Origin of the sequence: Bifidobacterium miconis (assembly GCF_019331735.1) — a bacterium.
GTDB lineage: Bacteria > Actinomycetota > Actinomycetes > Actinomycetales > Bifidobacteriaceae > Bifidobacterium > Bifidobacterium miconis.
Genome location: NZ_JAHBBH010000010.1, coordinates 40,308 through 57,140, shown reverse-complemented (window position 1 = coordinate 57,140; position 16,833 = coordinate 40,308). Strand labels below are relative to the sequence as shown.

The 16,833-nt window shown below is 67.3% G+C and carries 9 protein-coding genes; 3 read left to right on the top strand and 6 right to left on the bottom strand.

Features of this window, described 5'->3' with window-relative positions:
- Window positions 1–100: 100 nt before the first annotated feature.
- Window positions 101–1,723, bottom strand: coding sequence for an aminopeptidase P family protein (locus KIH79_RS05015; protein ID WP_219058404.1), 1,623 nt, complete (start codon window positions 1,721–1,723; stop codon window positions 101–103).
- Window positions 1,724–1,829: 106 nt separating this feature from the next.
- Here KIH79_RS05015 and KIH79_RS05010 point away from each other — a divergent pair, with 106 nt between their 5' ends.
- The gene (locus KIH79_RS05010; protein ID WP_219058403.1) at window positions 1,830–4,190 is read left to right on the top strand and encodes a beta-L-arabinofuranosidase domain-containing protein; all 2,361 of its coding nucleotides are present in this window, start codon (window positions 1,830–1,832) and stop codon (window positions 4,188–4,190) included.
- Between the two features lie 26 nt (window positions 4,191–4,216).
- Here the strand turns inward: KIH79_RS05010 and KIH79_RS05005 are convergent, their stop codons facing one another.
- The 4 genes from KIH79_RS05005 to KIH79_RS04990 form a co-directional block, all read right to left on the bottom strand.
- Complete coding sequence (locus tag KIH79_RS05005) at window positions 4,217–6,067, bottom strand: CocE/NonD family hydrolase (RefSeq protein WP_219058402.1); 1,851 nt, start codon at window positions 6,065–6,067, stop codon at window positions 4,217–4,219.
- A 116-nt stretch (window positions 6,068–6,183) separates the two neighbouring features.
- Window positions 6,184–7,641: an L-serine ammonia-lyase gene (locus KIH79_RS05000; RefSeq protein WP_219058401.1), complete on the bottom strand. Its 1,458-nt coding sequence runs from the start codon at window positions 7,639–7,641 to the stop codon at window positions 6,184–6,186.
- 86 nt (window positions 7,642–7,727) lie between these two features.
- Window positions 7,728–8,531: a pyrroline-5-carboxylate reductase gene (gene proC, locus KIH79_RS04995; protein ID WP_219058400.1), complete on the bottom strand. Its 804-nt coding sequence runs from the start codon at window positions 8,529–8,531 to the stop codon at window positions 7,728–7,730.
- Window positions 8,532–8,575: 44 nt separating this feature from the next.
- The gene (locus tag KIH79_RS04990) at window positions 8,576–9,922 is read right to left on the bottom strand and encodes an alpha/beta fold hydrolase (RefSeq protein WP_219058399.1); all 1,347 of its coding nucleotides are present in this window, start codon (window positions 9,920–9,922) and stop codon (window positions 8,576–8,578) included.
- 274 nt (window positions 9,923–10,196) lie between these two features.
- Between KIH79_RS04990 and KIH79_RS12805 the strand changes: the two genes are divergently transcribed.
- A complete protein-coding gene (locus tag KIH79_RS12805; RefSeq protein WP_236023626.1) occupies window positions 10,197–12,989 on the top strand; it encodes a sensor histidine kinase in 2,793 nt (930 codons plus the stop codon).
- Between the two features lie 70 nt (window positions 12,990–13,059).
- Window positions 13,060–13,806: a response regulator gene (locus KIH79_RS04980; RefSeq protein ID WP_219058398.1), complete on the top strand. Its 747-nt coding sequence runs from the start codon at window positions 13,060–13,062 to the stop codon at window positions 13,804–13,806.
- A 144-nt stretch (window positions 13,807–13,950) separates the two neighbouring features.
- On the opposite strand, the gene KIH79_RS04975 is transcribed toward KIH79_RS04980, so the two are convergent.
- On the bottom strand, window positions 13,951–16,701 hold the full coding sequence (locus tag KIH79_RS04975) for an ABC transporter permease (protein WP_219058397.1): 2,751 nt from the start codon (window positions 16,699–16,701) through the stop codon (window positions 13,951–13,953).
- Window positions 16,702–16,833 lie beyond the last annotated feature (132 nt).

The following is a 16,833-nucleotide window of genomic DNA, read 5'->3' as shown; positions in this document are numbered from 1 at the left end:
GCGGCAGTGTTCCGCCCGCGCCGCAGAACATGCGCCGTGCAACGCAAGTCCCGGCACGGCATGAGTCAGCGGACCGGCGCAGCCAGTGCGATCGGCGCGATCACTCCGCGCAAACCGCCTCCTGCGCCAGGAAACTGTCGAGATACCGTTCGGGCCCGTGCGAGGCGAGGAACGCCTCCACTTCGTCCGGCGTGCGGGCGAAGTCGCTGATCAGCCTGGTTTTGCCGTCCGGGTCGACCTTGAGATCGTCCTCGATGCGCACGCCGATGCCGCGGTAGCGTTCGGGCACAAGCTCGTCGGCCGCGTCGAAATACAGTCCCGGTTCGAGCGTGAACACCATGCCCGGCCTGAGCGGCGCATCCGGATAGTATTCGTTGCGCGAACGGTACGCATCGTGCACGTCCAGCCCCATGTGATGGCCGGTGCCGTGATACAGCCAGCGGTAGTGCTGGTGCCCGTCGGGGCGCAGCGCCTCCTCGACGCTGACCGGCAGGATGCCGAGCCGGTGCAGCGAGCGCGCGACGGAGGCGAGCGCCGCGTCGAGCATGTCGTGGTAGACGGCTCCCGGCTTGTTGGCCGCGTCGATGGCCGCATTGGAGGCGTCGAGCACGGCTTGGTAGATCTCGCGCTGCGGTTCGGTGAATTTCCCGTTGATCGGGAAGGTGCGCGTGATGTCGGCAGCGTACAGCGAGTCGAGTTCGATGCCGGCATCGAGGAGGAACAGTTCGCCGTCCTTCAGGGCGTGGTCGTTGGCGTGGTAGTCGAGGATCGTGGCGCGCGGTCCGGATGCGGCGTTGGTGCCGAAGGAAATGCCGTTGCCCTCGTAGCGGCACGAGTGGGTGAAGGTCGCCTCCAGCAGACGTTCGCCGCGCTTGACCCGCCGTGCGATGGGCAGGATGTCGGCCACGCGTTCGAAGCCGCGTTTGGTCGCGTCGACCGCCTTGACGATTTCGGCGACTTCGCGCGGCGTTTTGATGATGCGGCACTCGTCGGAGCGTTCCTCGAGCACGGCATCCGCGCCGTGGTTGGCGTCCGCATCCCCCAGGCCAGTCTCTTCGCGGATGCGGTCGACGGTCGCGTCGATGGCCGGATCGTAGCCGCGCAGCACGCGGACGCGGATGCCGTCCGGGCCGGCGCCTGCGCGCAGCGCGTTCTCGAATCCGGTCATGTCGCGGACGTCGAGTCCGGTCATGACGTGGAAGTCTTCGGACAGCGGACGCGGTCCGACCCAGAATTCGCCGTGCTTGGCGTCGGAGAAGAACCGCGGATTCGTCCGGTCGATCGTCGGTTCGAGATAGATCGTCGCATGATGGCCGACCGTGCCGTCCGCTTCGATCGTCGGATCGATGACGAGCGCGGCTCCGGCTTCCAGATCGCGGCCGAGTCCGGTCATGTGCGCGAACGCGCTGCCCGTGCGGAACAGGAAATCGGTGTCCCATGTGCGATGGCGCACCGCGCCCGCGGGAATCACGAGACGCTCGCCGGGCAGTTTGGCGGCGAGTTCGGCGCGGTGCTTTGCCGCGTCGTCGGCGAACGGGCTGCGTTCGGCCGGCCGCTTGTTCGGGTTCGCTCCCCAATGGCTGTAGATGATGTCCTCAAATCCTTTGCCGTCCAGCCGCAGGCCGCCGGCCCGCTTGCCCGTTTCGGGTTCGGTGCCGTTGTCTGCGGCGGCTTCGCGCAATGTGCGCAGCGTCTGCGCATCGTAGTGATATGGCTCGCTCATCGTGTCTCCCGTCTGGTTACGGTTGCATTGTATGCCGCAGCCGGCATTCCGGAACGACGGCTGCGTTACGCTGTTGTCATCCGCCGAGTTTCCAGGAGGGCATCCAATGGACGAGATCATGCTCACCGACCGGCAGGCCGTCGACCGCGACGCCGCGCTGCTGGTCATCGGCAACACCGGCACCGTGGAGTTCGATCTCGATCTGCCGACGAGCGGCGCGAACGGATCGGCGATCGCATGGTCGAGCGGCGACGAACGGTGGGTCGAACCGGACGGCGCCGTGTACCGGCCCGAATACGGCCGCGGATACCGCGACGTCGCGCTCACGGCGACGGTGACGCGCGGCGCGGCGAGCGCGACGCGCACGTTCACGGTGCGCGTGCTCGAACAGCGCAACCGGATCGTCGTACGCGACGTGTTCCCCATCGTCATGACCGTGCAGGCCGGCTCGACGTACGATCTGCCGACGTACACCGCCGTGCGCACGGACGACGGCATGCTGGTCTCGCAGCGCATCGACTGGCATGACGGCATCGAACACACGGCGGCGCGGCCTGCGCACGACGGCGACGGACCGCATGCGCTGCATTGGCACGGCGTGATCGACGGCACGGACGTGCCCGTGACCGCGACCGTGCATGTGACCGACCATGATCCCGATCGTCCCGTGGACGCCGCCGTGCGTCGCACACCGATTCCGATCGACCATGTGCGTCTGGACGGCGACGGCGTACTGGCGCGCGACCAACGCGCCAGAATCGCCTATCTGCGCGGCGTGGACGACGACCGGCTGCTGGTCGAGTTCCGCCGTGCGGCCGGGCTCGACACGCGCGGCGCGCAGCCGATGACCGGCTGGGACGCGCCGGATTCGCTGCTGCGCGGGCATACGACCGGACATACGCTGTCTGCCTATGCGCTGGCGTATGCGGCCAGCGGCGACCGCGTGCTCAAAGCCAAGCTCGACTATGTGGTGGACGCGCTGGCCGAAGTGCAGCGGGCGTTCGCGCGCAGGCCCAGCGCGCACCCCGGCTTCCTGTCGGCCTACGACGAGACGCAGTTCGACCGGCTCGAGGAGTATGCGCCGTATCCGACGATCTGGGCCCCGTATTACACGCTGCACAAGATCCTCGCCGGCCTGCTCGACGCGTACCGCCACGCGGGCAGCGCCGCGGCGCTCGACGTGGCGCGCGGCATCGGCGACTGGACGCATGCGCGGCTGTCGAAACTCTCCCGTGAGCGGCTGCAACGCATGTGGAGCCTGTACATCGCCGGCGAGTTCGGCGGGATGAACGAGTCGCTGGCCGACCTGTACGCGATCACCGGCGACGAGCGCCATCTGGCTGCGGCGCGCATGTTCGACAACGATCGGCTGATGACGCCGATGCGCCAGCATGTGGACGCGCTGGGAGGCATGCACGCGAACCAGCACATTCCGCAGGTCATCGGATCGGTGCGCCTCTTCGAGACGACCGGCCTGCCCCGGTATCTCGATCAGGCGCGGTTCTTCGCGGACGCGGTGATCTCCCATCACTGCTATGCGATGGGCGGCACCGGGCATGGCGAGATGTTCGACCAGCCGGACGTGATCGGCGCGGCACTGGCCGACGACACGGCGGAAAGCTGCGCCACGTACAATCTGCTCAAGCTCGTCGCGATGCTGGACTCGCACGTGCCGCGACCGGAATACGCCGACTATGCCGAGCACGCGACGATCAACCACGTCGCCGCGACCTGCGATCACCGCCCCGGTCAGGCCGGCAACGGCGGCAGCATATACTTCATGCCCACGCAGCCGGGCGGCCGCAAGGACATCGACACGGCGGAGAACAGCTGCTGCCACGGCACTGGCCTGGAATCGCATTTTCTTGTCGCAGCCGGCGCATATGCCACGGACCGGGATGCGCTGTACGTGCGACGGTATCTCAACGGCGCGCTCGACGACGACGCGGCGCGGCTAACCGTGCGCGTGGACGATGCGGCGCCCGAACGGGTGACGATCGACGTCGAACGGCTGGACCGCGACGTGCTGTGCCTGCGCGTGCCCGGCTGGAGCGCGGACGGTTCGGTGACGGTTGCGGCGAACGGCTCGGCCGTGCCCGACGCCGTGGTCGAGCTGTCGCGCACGGCGGCCGGCGACCTCGCGCTGCACGCGGATCAGCTGGGACTCGGCTCGTGGGGCGGCGTGCGGCTCGAGCTTGGATTCGCGCCGCGCATGCGTCTGATCGCCACACCCGACCGGCCCGAACTGGCGGCGGTGGCATGGGGACCGTATGCGCTCGCCGCATTGGACGACGGCGAACGGCTGCTCGATGTCGCGGTGGCCGCCGATGATCCGGATGCGGCGTTCCGCCACGAGCCGGGCACGCTGGATTTCACGCATGTCGCGACCGGACTGCGGTTCGTGCCGCTCTGGCGGCTCGGCGACGAGCGCTACCACCTGTACGTGCGCACGCGACCGCAAGCCTGATGGCGTGCCGCGCACGCCCTCGCCGCTCAGTTCATCGGAATCGTCAATCGCACCGAATCGAGGTCAATCGCAAAGTCCGACAACGGCACGGCGGCGAGGCGCTTCGAGTTGTTGTAGACCGCGAGCGCGAGCCGGTGCCCGGCGCGCACGGTCCAGTCGGTGGCGAGCAGGTCGAACGACACGTCCATCCATGCGCCGACCGGCGTGGGCGTGAATTCGGCGAACGAGTCCTTGTGCGCGGTGGCGATCCAGCCGCGCGTGACCATGTTCTGCATCTCGTGCGACTTGCGCGGCACGCACACGGGGAAGATCGCCTTGTCGTCGTCGGACGTGCCGCCGGCTGGCTGCCGCTTTTCCTTGAGTTCGACGAGCGCGTGGATGTCTTCGCTCACCTGCACGTAGTTGCCTTCGCCGTATTCGATGAGGGACGCACACAGGTTGGTGTCGGCGGCGCTCGCCTTGACGCGCAGGCTGATCCGCGGTGTGCCGGAGATGTGCCGGTCGCGCTCCAGCGGCGCGCCGACGGCCAGCAGCCGGTCGTCGTGCGCGGCGTGCGATTCGGCGTACGTCGTGAGTTCCCTGATGCGCGCGCCCTTGATCGTGGCGACGTGCGCCGGCTCGTTCGTCGCGTCGGATGACGCGTGATCGTCGTCGACGCCGTCGTCCGCGATGTCGGCCAGTTCGAGCCGAGCGTCGGCGGCACCGGCGGCGTCCGCATCCGCGTTTCCGCACGCCGCGCGCACGCCGAACGTGCGCGGCGCGGCTCCCGGCACGGGCCAGCTCGCGTATTCGTGCCAGTTGCCGTCCGGGTCCTCGATCGAGGCTTCGGGCTCGTCCATGATGCCGTTGTCGATGCCCTTGAGCCAGTAGTCGAACCAGCGTTCCAAGGTCTCGAGCCACATGTCGTGCCGCACGTCGAACGGGTCGTCGTGCGCGTACTGGTGCAGCCAGATCTTGCGCGGCACGCCGTGCTCCCCCAGCGCCTTCCAATACGAGTCGACTTGGTTCATCATCACGTTGAGGTCGTTGACGCCGTGTACGAGGAACACGCTGGCCTTGAACCGGTCGACGTGCGCGCGGTAGTCGCGTTCGGCCCAGAATTCGTTGGTGCTGCGGTGTTTCTTGTCGGCTCCGTCGTGCAGGCGCTGCCAGCCGCCCTTGGTGTTGAACCGCTGGAGTTTGCCGTCGGCGGTGGACTGCAGGGTGACGGCGAAGTTGTCGGGTTCGAACCAGCCGCCGTCCGCGTCGTCGCCGTTGAGCAGCGCGCCGTGCGGGTGGTACCAGTCGTACTGGCTGGAGATCGCGGAGATCGGCACGATGGTCTTGAGCCCGTCGATGCCGGTGGCGGCCATGCCGTTGGGCACGGAACCGTCGTAGGATTTGCCGATCGCGCCGACGAGCCCGGACGCCCAGTAGGCGGTCATCTCGTTGTCCGGAGTGCGCCGGTCGCGCGTCATGTAGCCTTTGGCGCGCCCGTTGAGCCAGTCGACGACCGCGTTCGCGGAGGCGATGTCCTTGGGGCCGCCGATGTCGCAGAATCCCTCGGACAGCGCGGTGCCGGACGTGCTGAGCAGGATGACCGCGTAGCCGCGCGGCACGAAGTAGTTGTCGTAGAAGAACGGGAACAGCTTGAGCGGGCTGTTCCACTTGTCCTCCGGATGCGAGTATTCGAACTTCTCGCCGTGCCGGTCGTACAGCTCGTAATACGGGCTCGGGTCCATGATGACGGGGATGTTCGCCGTGCCGTCGAGTTCGCGCGGGCGGATGATGTCGGCGCGCACCAGATCGTTGCGTCCGTCCGCATCGCCGTCGAACGGCAGTTCGATGTACACGAATTCGCGGATCGCGTTTTCGTACGAGTATTGCATGTCGCTCATGCGACGGTCTTCCTTTCGTGAGTGCGGCCGATGCGGCCGATCGGCGACCGGCCGATGGCGGCGCCATGGCCGACGCCCACCCTATCGCCGTCCGGCGGTCGGCGTACGGGCCGCGTTCAGCATTCGACGACGTTGACGGCAAGCCCGCCCTGCGACGTCTCCTTGTACTTGGCCATCATGTCCTCGCCCGTGTCCTTCATGGTCTTGATGGCCTGGTCGAGCGTGACGATGTGCGATCCGTCGCCGAGCATGGCCATGCGCACCGCGTTGATGGCGGTGTTCGCGGCCATCGCGTTGCGTTCGATGCACGGGATCTGCACGAGGCCGCCGACCGGGTCGCAGGTGAGGCCGAGGTTATGTTCGATGCCGATTTCGGCCGCGTTCTCGACCTGCGCGGACGTGCCGCCGACCACGGCGCACAGTCCTGCCGCGGCCATCGAGCAGGCCGAGCCGACCTCGCCCTGGCAGCCGACCTCCGCGCCGGAGATCGACGCGTTGCGCTTGAACAGGTAGCCGACCGCGCCGGCGGTGAGCAGGAACGTGACGATGCCGTCCTCGTCGGCCGAATCGACGAAATGCCAGTAGTATTCGAGCACGGCCGGGATGATGCCGGCCGAGCCGTTGGTCGGCGCGGTCACGATGCGCCCGCCGCCCGCGTTCTCCTCGCTCACGGCGAGCGCGAACAGGTTGACCCATGCCGCGTCGGACGATTCGAGCACCGCGTCCGAACGCCGGCGACGGTTGAGCAGGTCGCTGTTGGCGGACAGCCGCGCGTACATCTTGGGCGCGCGGCGCGGCACGTCGAGTCCGCCGGGCAGCGTCTTCGCGGGACTCATGCAGCCGTTGAGCACGCACTCGTGCATCGTCGTCCACACGCGCAGCAGTTCGGCACGCACCTGTTCGGCGGGGCGCATCGCGATTTCGTTCGCCCAGACGATGTCGGCGATGGGCATGCGCTCGCGTTTGCAGATGGCGAGCAGTTCGCTGCCGGTCGTGAAGTTGTACGGCACGCGCGGTCCGAAGTCGACGGACGACGATTCGTCCTCGTCGGCGAACGACGTGCCCGCCGGCGGCCTGTCGTGGATGCCGATCATGAGGTCGCCCGGGTGCCCCTTGCGGATGAAGCCGCCGCCGATCGAATACCAGACCTGTTCGTCGACGAGGTTGCCGGACGCGTCGAACGCCTGGAACCGCATGCCGTTGGGGTGGGCAGCCATGCGCTGCCACAGTTCGAAGACGACGTCGTGCTCGTAGTCGAAGGCGATGTCCTTGACCCCGGCGAGTTTGAGCCGGCCGGTTTGCTCGCATTCCTGCTTGATGGAGAGCACGTGGTTGGTGTCGACGGTGGCCGGGAGACCTCCTTCGAGTCCGGCGACGGAGGCGCGGTCGGTGCCGTGGCCCATGCCGGTCAGGGCGAGCGAGCCGTACAGTGTGGTGCGCACGCGTGCGACGCGGTCGATCAGTCCGTCGGAGACAAGCGACGCGGCGAATTCGTGCGCGGCGCACATCGGTCCGACCGTGTGCGACGAGCTGGGTCCCACGCCGATTTTGAACATGTCGAGGATGCTGAACATGCGGTGCTCCTTCCGTTGCCGTTGATCGTGCGGCCGACATGGTTGGTGCCGGCCGTTCGCGCGCGTTGGTGCCGTTGGAGGACAGGTTATGCCTCGATCGCGTCCACCGCGTTAATGACCGCGCCGCGGAAGCCGTCCTTTTCGAGCTGGACGACGCCGCGGATCGTGGTGCCGCCGGGCGAGCAGACGGCGTCCTTCATCGCGCCGGGGTGCGTTTCGGTGGCCATGTACAGCGCGCCCACGCCTTCGACCATCTTGGCGGCCATGCGGTAGGCGGCGGCGCGCTGGAGACCGTATTTGACGCCGGCGTCGCCGAGCGCCTCGATGTACATGTCGGTGAACGCGGGCGCGCAGCCGGCGATGCACATGGCGATGTTCATATGCGCGGCGTCGACGCGTTCGATGAGGCTGATCGGCGCGAACAGGGCCTCGAACGTCGCGTTCTGCGCGTCGGTGAGCGTGTTGTCCGCTTCGGTGACGAGCACGCCCTTGCCGACGGCCATCGGCGTGTTCGGGATCGTGCACTGCACGTGCGCGTCCGCGAACGCGTCGCCGAACAGGTCGCGGTATTTCGCGAGATCCCAGCCGGCGGCGATCGACACGACGAATTTGCCGGGCTTGGCCAGCTCGTCGACGATCGGTCCGACGACGGACTCGATCTGGTACGGCTTGATCGCGACGATCACGACGTCGGCCGCGGCGGCGACTTCGGTCGCGTTGCGCAGCGGGCGCGCGCCGATTTCGGCCGTGGTGCGTTCGAGCTTGTCCCAATGCGCGGCGCAGGCGACGATGCGGCCGCCGTCGACGACGCCCGCGTCGACGAGCCCGCGCGCGATGGCCTGGGCCATGTTGCCGTAGCCGATGAATCCGATGGTGATGTCCATGCTCATGGTGTGTCCTTTCGTTGCGTACGTGGCGGATGCCGTGCGGCTTGTCAGAACAGCGGTTCCAGATCGCCGCGGTTCAGTGCTTCCGCGTACAGATGCTTGAACACGCGGTCGCCGTGGTTGCCGTCGTGCTCGAACTCGTTGGTGACCCAGGCGTGCGCGTTGCCGACGCGGCTGAGCGTGTCGAGCTGCATGCCGGAGTCGACGTACATGTCGTCGAAATACACGGCCGCCTGCAATGGCACTTCGTTGCGGGCCAGCTGGTCGGCGTCGTAGATCACGCCGAACTTGGTGTCCTCCATGAGCAAGTCCATGGCCGGCTTGAACGGGCGCAGCGCGCGCTCCTGTTCGAACATCCACGGGAACATCGCCTCGCCGGTGAAGTTGAGCGGACGCACGCCGGCGGCGAATTCGGGCTTCGTGTCGCGCACGCGCTGCGCGGCCCAGCGGATCGGCTCGTTCATCTCGCCGTTCGCGTAGATGAACTCCTGCAGCGGCCAGTACAGCGGGCGCGACGACGTGGCCGCCTCCACGCGCGACAGGAACTCGTCGGACAGCGGCGAACCGGCGCTGGCGGAGCCGTCGCCGTCGAGGAACGCGGCGTCGAAGATCCAGTGCACGCGTTCGAAGCTCGGCTTCATGCCAAAGTCGGAGCCGAGGCACTGCAGGCGTTCCACGGTGAACGGGTCGCCGTTCGGCAGCGTCACGTCGCCGCCGGCAAGGCGGTCGGCCACGGCGGCCACACGTTCGACGTCCTGGGGGTAGCGTTCGTAGAACTGCGCGGTCTTGCGCACCATGCGCGGGAACGTGTGCTCGTACACTTCGGCCGCGTCGGCCGGCACGTGCGGGATGCCGCCGCACGTGAAGCTCGCGGCCACGCCGGCCGGGAACAGCGACAGGTAGGTGAGCGTGAGGAAGCCGCCGTAGCTTTGGCCGAGCGTCACCCACTTCGCGCCGGCGAACTCGGTGCGGCGCAGGTGTTCGAAGTCGCGCACGATCGAATCGGCGAGGAACAGCTTGAGATAGTCGGCCTGCGCGCGGGCGCCTGCCGGGGCGAGTCGTGCCATGACCTGCGTGTCGACGCGGTTGGAGCGTCCGGTGCCGCGCTGGTCGGGCAAGACGACGCGGAAGTGCTTGATCGCCTCCGCGATCCAGCCGTCGGAGCTCGGGCTGAGCGGGCGCGGGCTTTCGCCGCCCGGGCCTCCCTGCAGGTAGACGAGCAGCGGCAGGTCGTCGTGCACGTGTTCGGGCGCGGTGACCACGCGGTAGAACAGGCTGATCGACTCGCCGTCGAAGCCTCGGCCCGGCTCGTGCCCGGTCCAGTCGAGCGGCACTTTGATCGAATGGTCCTCAACGTGCAGTCCCGGCACGTAGTATTCGGCAAGCAACGTCATTGCGCTATTCCTTTCCTTGGCTTCCGCGGCGGCGTTCTCCGCGGAACGTGTCCGCAAGACCTTCGCGGTCCCGCGAACGCTCTCGGCGGATCCGTGATGTCCTCCATATCAGCCGCACGCGGGGACAACCAAGCCGTTCGCGATCGTATCGCGGGCCTGTTCCGTCTGCCGTCAGGTCCACTGCCCTGCCGTCTGCCACGCGTCGTTCCCCTGCTTCATCCCGACGCATGATGGCCGTACGGATGATGGCGCGCTACGCTGGACGGTCATGGACATGACGCGACGACTGACGACGATACGGGACATTTTTGCACGCAACCGACGGACGCGCGCGTTGGCCGTCGACTCGATCGCCGCGCTGCTGGCCGCGCTCGCGTTCGGCCTGTTGTTCGGCACGAGCGTCGGCAATATGCCCGGCATGCTGTTCTCATACGATATCGGTCCGACGGCCGCATGGTCGGTTGCGCTGGCGTTGCCGCTCGCGATCCGTCGCGTGCGTCCGCAGACCGCGGCGCTCATATTCGCGTCATTGGCGGCCATCCAGCTGGTGCTGGGGCCGGCGATGGTTCCGTCGGATTTTCTGGCTTTGGTCATGCTGTATTCGGTGATCGTCTACGGGGACCCGCGCAACACGACGGCGTTCATCGTGCTCGCTTCGGCGGTCGGCGCGCTGGCCGGCCCGGTGATGGCGTGGGCGCTTGACCTGGGCCCGCTCTTCGACCCGTACATCACGCCCGACGAATACGCTCAGGCCGTCCCGGGGTCGATTCCGGACTGCCGGGCCGTGTATGCGGGCGGCGGGTTCACCGGTTCGTGCGCGCAGATGTTGCTGCAGGAGTCGGCGATATATCTGGCGGCGATCGCGGCGTGTCTTGCCGCGACCGTGATCGCCGCGTTCTGGCAGCGGGCGAGGCTGATCACGATCCGCATGATGCAGGAGCGCAACGAGGCGCTCGAGGCGAGCGAAGCCGAGGAGCGCCGCATCGCGGCGCTGGCGGAACGCGCGCGCATCGCCCGCGACATGCACGACGTGGTCGCGCACACGCTGTCGATCATCATCGTGCAGTCGGACGGCGGCCGGTACGCGGGCGCGCATGATCCGGCCGTGGCACGGCACACGATGGAGACGATCCGGCACGAGTCGGAGCGCGCGCTGCACGACATGAAGCGCCTGTTCGGCGTGTTCGGCGGGTCGTCGCACGCCGACTACGCGGACATCGGCGCGCTCGTCGACCAGGCGCGGGCGGCCGCCGGATCTTCCGCCGCGGCAACGTCAACGGCCATGGCGGCGACATCCGCACCATCATCGGACATCGCAGCGCCAGCGGCGGAGATGAACGCGGCATCGGCATCCGCATCATCCGGTCCATTCGGCGACGCGATCGTACGCCGAGTCAGCGGCACGGTTCGACCGGAGCTGCTGACCGCGGCGGCCAGCACGGCCGTTTATCATCTCGTGCAGGAATCGTTGACGAACGTGCGCAAGTACGCCGGACCGAACGCGCACGTGCGCATCGACGAACGCTGGTCCGACCGCGCGCTGGAGATCATCGTCAGCGACGACGGCCGCGGCGCGGCGTCGGCGTTGGACGGGCACAAGCCGGGCTACGGGCTGCTCGGCATGCGCGAGCGCGTCGAGGCGGCCGGCGGCACGGTGACGGCCGGACCGCAGGTCGGCGGCGGGTTCGCCGTACACGCCGTCGTGCCGCTGCGCGGGGCCGAAGCCGCACAAGCCGCACCGGTGCAGCTGTCCGGAACCGAACCGGCCGATCGTCCCGTCGTCGCCATGCCGGCCGGCGATTTCCCCGCGCGCTCGGGCAACGCTTCGTTCCCCGCCGCGACACCGCTCGCACACGCACGCTCCTCCGCCATATCGATCGAACAAGCCGACTTCCCCGTCATGTCGACCAAACAAGCCAACTCTCCCATCGCAGCCAAACAAGCCAATTCCCATGTCATGCCGACCGAGCGCAGCGAGCGGAGGCATCCTTCCTCCCCCGCGCTCCCCCAACTCCCCACGTGGGCGCGTCTGCACGCCCGTCTGCGTTCCAAGCCGATCGCGCAGGCCGGACTGGCGAACGGCAAGCCGTTCAACTGGGTGGAACGCCTGTCGCAGTGGACCGAACGACACTACCTGGCGACCGACATCATCGGCACGCTCCTGCTCACCGCGATCATGTGCAGCAACACGATATCAATGTTCGACGGGTATCTGTACGGCACCACCGGCGAACTGGCGATCGGCCGGTTCATTGTGGTGACGACGATGCTGCCGTTGTGTTTCCGACGCCGTTTTCCCGAGGGCGCGGCGCTGGCGGTCGTGATCGCATCCACATTCCAACTGGTCGTGTTCCAGCCGGTGCTGTTCTCGAACCTGTTCGCATTGTGCGCACTGTATTCGGCGGTATTGTACGGCCGGCCGACCGCATGGCGGTGGACGGGCTGCGCGTCCGCGGCGGTCGCCGTGCTGTTCGGCTTCAAGGTCGCGCTCAGTTCCTACGGGTACGACAGCATCCTGCATTGGATGCTGCGCACTGAGGACTTCGCAGTCTCCGCGGTTCCCAGCATGTTCAGACTATGGGTGGAGGATCTGTCTTGGGCGGCGCTGGTCGGCGCGATGTGCACTGGCACGATCCTGCTGGCGCGATGGCAGCGGTCGAACGGATCGAACGTGCTTGTCCTGCAGGCGCGCGAAGAGGCGCTGCGCGCCGAACAGGCCAAGCAGAAGGTGCTGGCGGCGAATATGGAACGCGACCGAATCAGCGCGAACATCCAAAACGAGGTGAGTGAAACGCTGACCTCGGTGATCGACCGGACCGTGGCCGGCATTCGCATGATGAACGAGGCCGAGGCCCACGGCACAGAGCCGTCCGCCGAGTCGATCGCGGCGGCGTTCGCGGCGATCGGCCAGCAGGGCCGCTCCGCATTGAAGCGCATGCGCCAATTGCTGAACGTGCTGCGCGAAACCGGGTTCAGCGACGAGGCGCACGGACATGCGCAGCCCGAAATGCAGCTTCGGCCGGCCGCCTTGCTCGACGAGCAGCTCGGCGCAGCTCATCACGGGTAGCTGGAATTCAGGGAGAATTCAGGGTGTCGACCGCTGCCGTCTTACCGGGCAACGCATACAGTGGTGAGCTATGAGTGAGAACAGGATTCGAGTGGTGATCGCGGACGACCAGGAGCTGGTGCGCGCTGGGTTCGCGATGGTGATCGGCTCCCAGCCGGACATGCAGGTGGTCGGGCAGGCCGGGGACGGCGCGCAGGCCGTGGCGTTGGCGGAGACGCTGCGGCCTGATGTGGTGCTTATGGACGTGCGCATGCCCGGCATGGACGGCATCGAGGCGACGCGGCGCGTCAGTTCGCTGCAGGCGTCCGCCGACGGGCGGCCGACGCGCGTGATCATCCTGACCACGTTCGATTTGGACGAATATGTGATGGCCGCGATCAACGCGGGCGCGTCGGGATTCCTGCTCAAGGACACGGAGCCGGAGACGCTGCTCTCGTCGATTCGCACGGTGTTCAACGGGAACGCGATCATCGCGCCGTCGGCCACGAAGCGATTGATCGAAAAAATGATGCAGGACGGGTATGCGAAGGACCGTTCGCTGGCCGGCATACCGTCCGGAGCGCAGTCCGCCGCAGCCGCCGCGCCGTCGCAGGGCGGGCGTCCGGCGTACACCGATCCGGAACTGGAGCTGCTCACCGACCGCGAGCGCGAGGTTCTCGTCGAGATCGCGCACGGGCTGAGCAATCAGGAGATCGCGAGCAAGCTGTTCATCAGCCTGCCGACCGTGAAGACGCATGTGGCGCACATTCTCGCCAAGATCAACGCCCGCGACCGTGTGCAGGCCGTCGTCTTCGCCTATGACAACGGGATCGTGTGAGTTCATGCACAATACAGGCTCCCCTTGTCAGGGGAGCTGTCGAACGCAGTGGGACTGAGGGGTAGTCAGGAGGTTGAACCTTCCGACTACCCCTCAGTCAGCTTCGCTGACAGCTCCCCTGGCAAGGGGAGCCAAGTTTTCAGGTCAGGCTTCGGCGAGGGCTTCCACCGGTGGCGTGCTCACGGCGCGGTGGGCGGGGGCGATGCTGGCGATGAGCGCGGCGACGGCCGCGACGCCGAGCATGATGCCGTTGCCCGCCCAGTCGAACGGGAAGACCACGTCGCCGTACAGGCTGAACACCATATAGGAGCCGAGCCAGCCGAATGCGGTGCCGAGCAGCACGCCGGACACGCCGGAGACGAGCGAGAGCAGCAGCGCCTCGACCGCGAGCGAGCGGCGCAGCTGGCCGCGCGTCATGCCGATGGCCCGCAGGGTTGCGGATTCGCGGGTGCGTTCGATGACCGACAGCGACAAGGTGTTCGCCACGCCGACGAGCGCGATGAGCACGGCGACCGCGATCAGGCCGACGAGCAGCGCCATCAGGCCGTTGATCATCGTCTCCCAGAGCGACCGTTCGGCGATCGGTCCGGTCACCTGCACGCCGGAGCTGGCGGTGAACGTCTGCTGCACGTCGGTGAGCACGTCGTTCAGGGAGACGCCGGCGGCGTCCGCGTCGATCTTCATGAGCAGCATGTGCCCGGAGGCCGTAAGATCACCGTTGTCGAAATGCTTGGCGCTGACGAACGCGACCGCATTGTAGTTTTCGGATACGCGACGGTAGTCGACGTACGCGGGTTTGAGCGCGATCGGCTTGCCGGTCGACTCGGCCGAACCGGTCGTCCCGTCCGACGTGCCTGTGCTATCGCCGGAATCCCCCGTCATGTCAGCGAACGTCGCCGTGCCGCCAGCGAACGCCAGTTTCTTGCCGGTGAACACGTCGTACTTCGACATGAGCACCGTGTCGTCGCCAATCGTGACGTTCTTGAGATCGGCCTTCATCACCGAGCGCAGTGCGTCCGCATCGTTCACGCCAACCAACAGCACGGACAGGTCGTTGCCGTCCTTGTCGGTCGTGTACTTCATGACGGTCGGCGCGTACACGGAGGCCACAACGCCCTTGATCTTGGCCGCGGCGGCCGCCTGCGCGCCGGTCATATCGGCGCCGTCAGCGATCATGTCGACGCTGAACCGCTTGTCGAGCGCCTCCCCCATCGTCTGCTTGGCGCTGGTCGCACCGGTCGCGATGGTCGCCACGAGTGTGACGCCGATCAACAGCGCGGCGCCGGTCGCGGCCACACGGCGCGGGTTCTTCTGGATGTTCGCGTGCGCGACCTTGGCGGACGGTCCGGCAAGCGCGACGAGCGCGCCCACGCCACGCATGAGCACGGGCAGCCAGAACACGGCGGACAGCACAAGGCCGAGGAAGATCAGTGCGCAGCCGAAGATGGCCATGAGCAGCACGGTGGAGTATGCGTCGGTGACCATGGACGACTGTCCGGCGATCGACTCGCTCATCTGCCATGCGGCGAATCCGGCGAACGCCAGACCGGCGATCACGAGCAGCACGGAGATGACGCCGCGCACGATTCCGGCCCGGCGCGTGTCGGTCAGTTCGATCGGACGCAACGCTTCGAGCGGCGTGACGGAGGTTGCGGAGCGCGCGGAGCCGAGCGAGGCGAGCACGGTCATGACGATGCCGAACGCGACCGGCACGGCGAACGCCTGCCAGCTGACGATGAACCGCGCGTCCATGCCGGTCGACGCCATGAGTCCGGACGCGCACAATCCGCCGATCAGCGCGCAGCCGAGCGCCACGCCAAGCAAGGATGCGACGAGACCGAGCACGCCGGCCTCGAACAGGACAGATCCGTACAGCTGGCCCTTCTTCGCGCCGATCGTGCGCAGCAGGGCGAGCGTGCGGCGGCGCTGCGCGACGAGCACCTGGAACGTGTTGGCGATGACGAGAGCGGCGACGAACATGGCGAGCACGCCGAAGCTGAGCAGGAACGTGGTGGTGATGTCGGTGCCGCCGTCCGCGCTGAGCGCCTTGATGGCCTCCTGGTTGGCCGCCTCGCGCGAGAGGATGCGGTAGTGCTTCGGCATGAGTTTGGCGATCCGGTCGGCCGTGGCCTGTGCCTTGGCGGGATCGGTGGCGCTGCCGCCGTTACCGCCGCCGGCGAGGTCGAGGAACAGCTGGCTGGTGCGCACCTGCGAGAAGTCGCCGACGGCCTGCAACGCGGCCATGACGTCGTCGGAGATCACGGACGCGCCGCCGTAGGAGCCGTATACGCCGTTCGGATCGTCGGTCAGGCCGACGACGCGCACGGTAACGCCGCCGGATGCGCCGGCAGACGCGGTTCCTGCAGCCGACGCCTCCTCCTGCAGGATGCGCGAGCCGACCGTCACCGTGTCGCCGATCGTCACGCCGAGTTGCTTGGCGACGGACTTCGGCAGGGCGATCTCGCCGTTGTCGGCCGGCAGGTCGCCGTCCGCAAGCCCGACGGGCAGCAGCCGCGCGTCCTTGGCGGTGCCGAGGGCGATACCGCTGACGTTCTTGTCGCCGTTGACGACGACGGCGTCGGTCATCGTGTTGGCGCGCACGCCGTCGACGCCGTCCATCGCGGCCAGCCGGTCGAGATGGAAGTCGCCGACGGTGGTCGAGTACGCGGCGTCCCTCTCCTCTTTCGTCGCGGAACCCAACGCGTCGTAATCGATGGTGACGATGGTGTTCGCTCCGCCGTAACTGCCGGTCTGCTGGCGGCCGAGCGCGTCGGTCATGGTGTTGGAGAACAGGAACGTGGCGCAGATGAACGCGGTGCCGATGAGGATCGCGATGCCCGCGGGGATGAGCATCCGCGCGCTTTTCTTCATGAGTTTGAGCGTGATGGAAAACATGGGAAATTCCTTGTACACATACTTGGCTCCCCTTGTCAGGGGAGCTGTCGGCGCAGCCGACTGAGGGGTAGTCAAAAGGTTTGATCTTCTTCTCTCCCTCAGTCACGCTCCGCGTGCCAGCTCCCTCATCAG

What these genes read in the sequence shown, in the direction of transcription:
- KIH79_RS05015 (WP_219058404.1), bottom strand. Translation starts at nt 1,723, where the DNA reads ATGAGCGAGCCATATCACTACGATGCGCAGACGCTGCGCACATTGCGC.
- KIH79_RS05010 (WP_219058403.1), top strand. Translation starts at nt 1,830, where the DNA reads ATGGACGAGATCATGCTCACCGACCGGCAGGCCGTCGACCGCGACGCC.
- KIH79_RS05005 (WP_219058402.1), bottom strand. Translation starts at nt 6,067, where the DNA reads ATGAGCGACATGCAATACTCGTACGAAAACGCGATCCGCGAATTCGTG.
- KIH79_RS05000 (WP_219058401.1), bottom strand. Translation starts at nt 7,641, where the DNA reads ATGTTCAGCATCCTCGACATGTTCAAAATCGGCGTGGGACCCAGCTCG.
- proC (WP_219058400.1), bottom strand. Translation starts at nt 8,531, where the DNA reads ATGAGCATGGACATCACCATCGGATTCATCGGCTACGGCAACATGGCC.
- KIH79_RS04990 (WP_219058399.1), bottom strand. Translation starts at nt 9,922, where the DNA reads ATGACGTTGCTTGCCGAATACTACGTGCCGGGACTGCACGTTGAGGAC.
- KIH79_RS12805 (WP_236023626.1), top strand. Translation starts at nt 10,197, where the DNA reads ATGACGCGACGACTGACGACGATACGGGACATTTTTGCACGCAACCGA.
- KIH79_RS04980 (WP_219058398.1), top strand. Translation starts at nt 13,060, where the DNA reads ATGAGTGAGAACAGGATTCGAGTGGTGATCGCGGACGACCAGGAGCTG.
- KIH79_RS04975 (WP_219058397.1), bottom strand. Translation starts at nt 16,701, where the DNA reads ATGTTTTCCATCACGCTCAAACTCATGAAGAAAAGCGCGCGGATGCTC.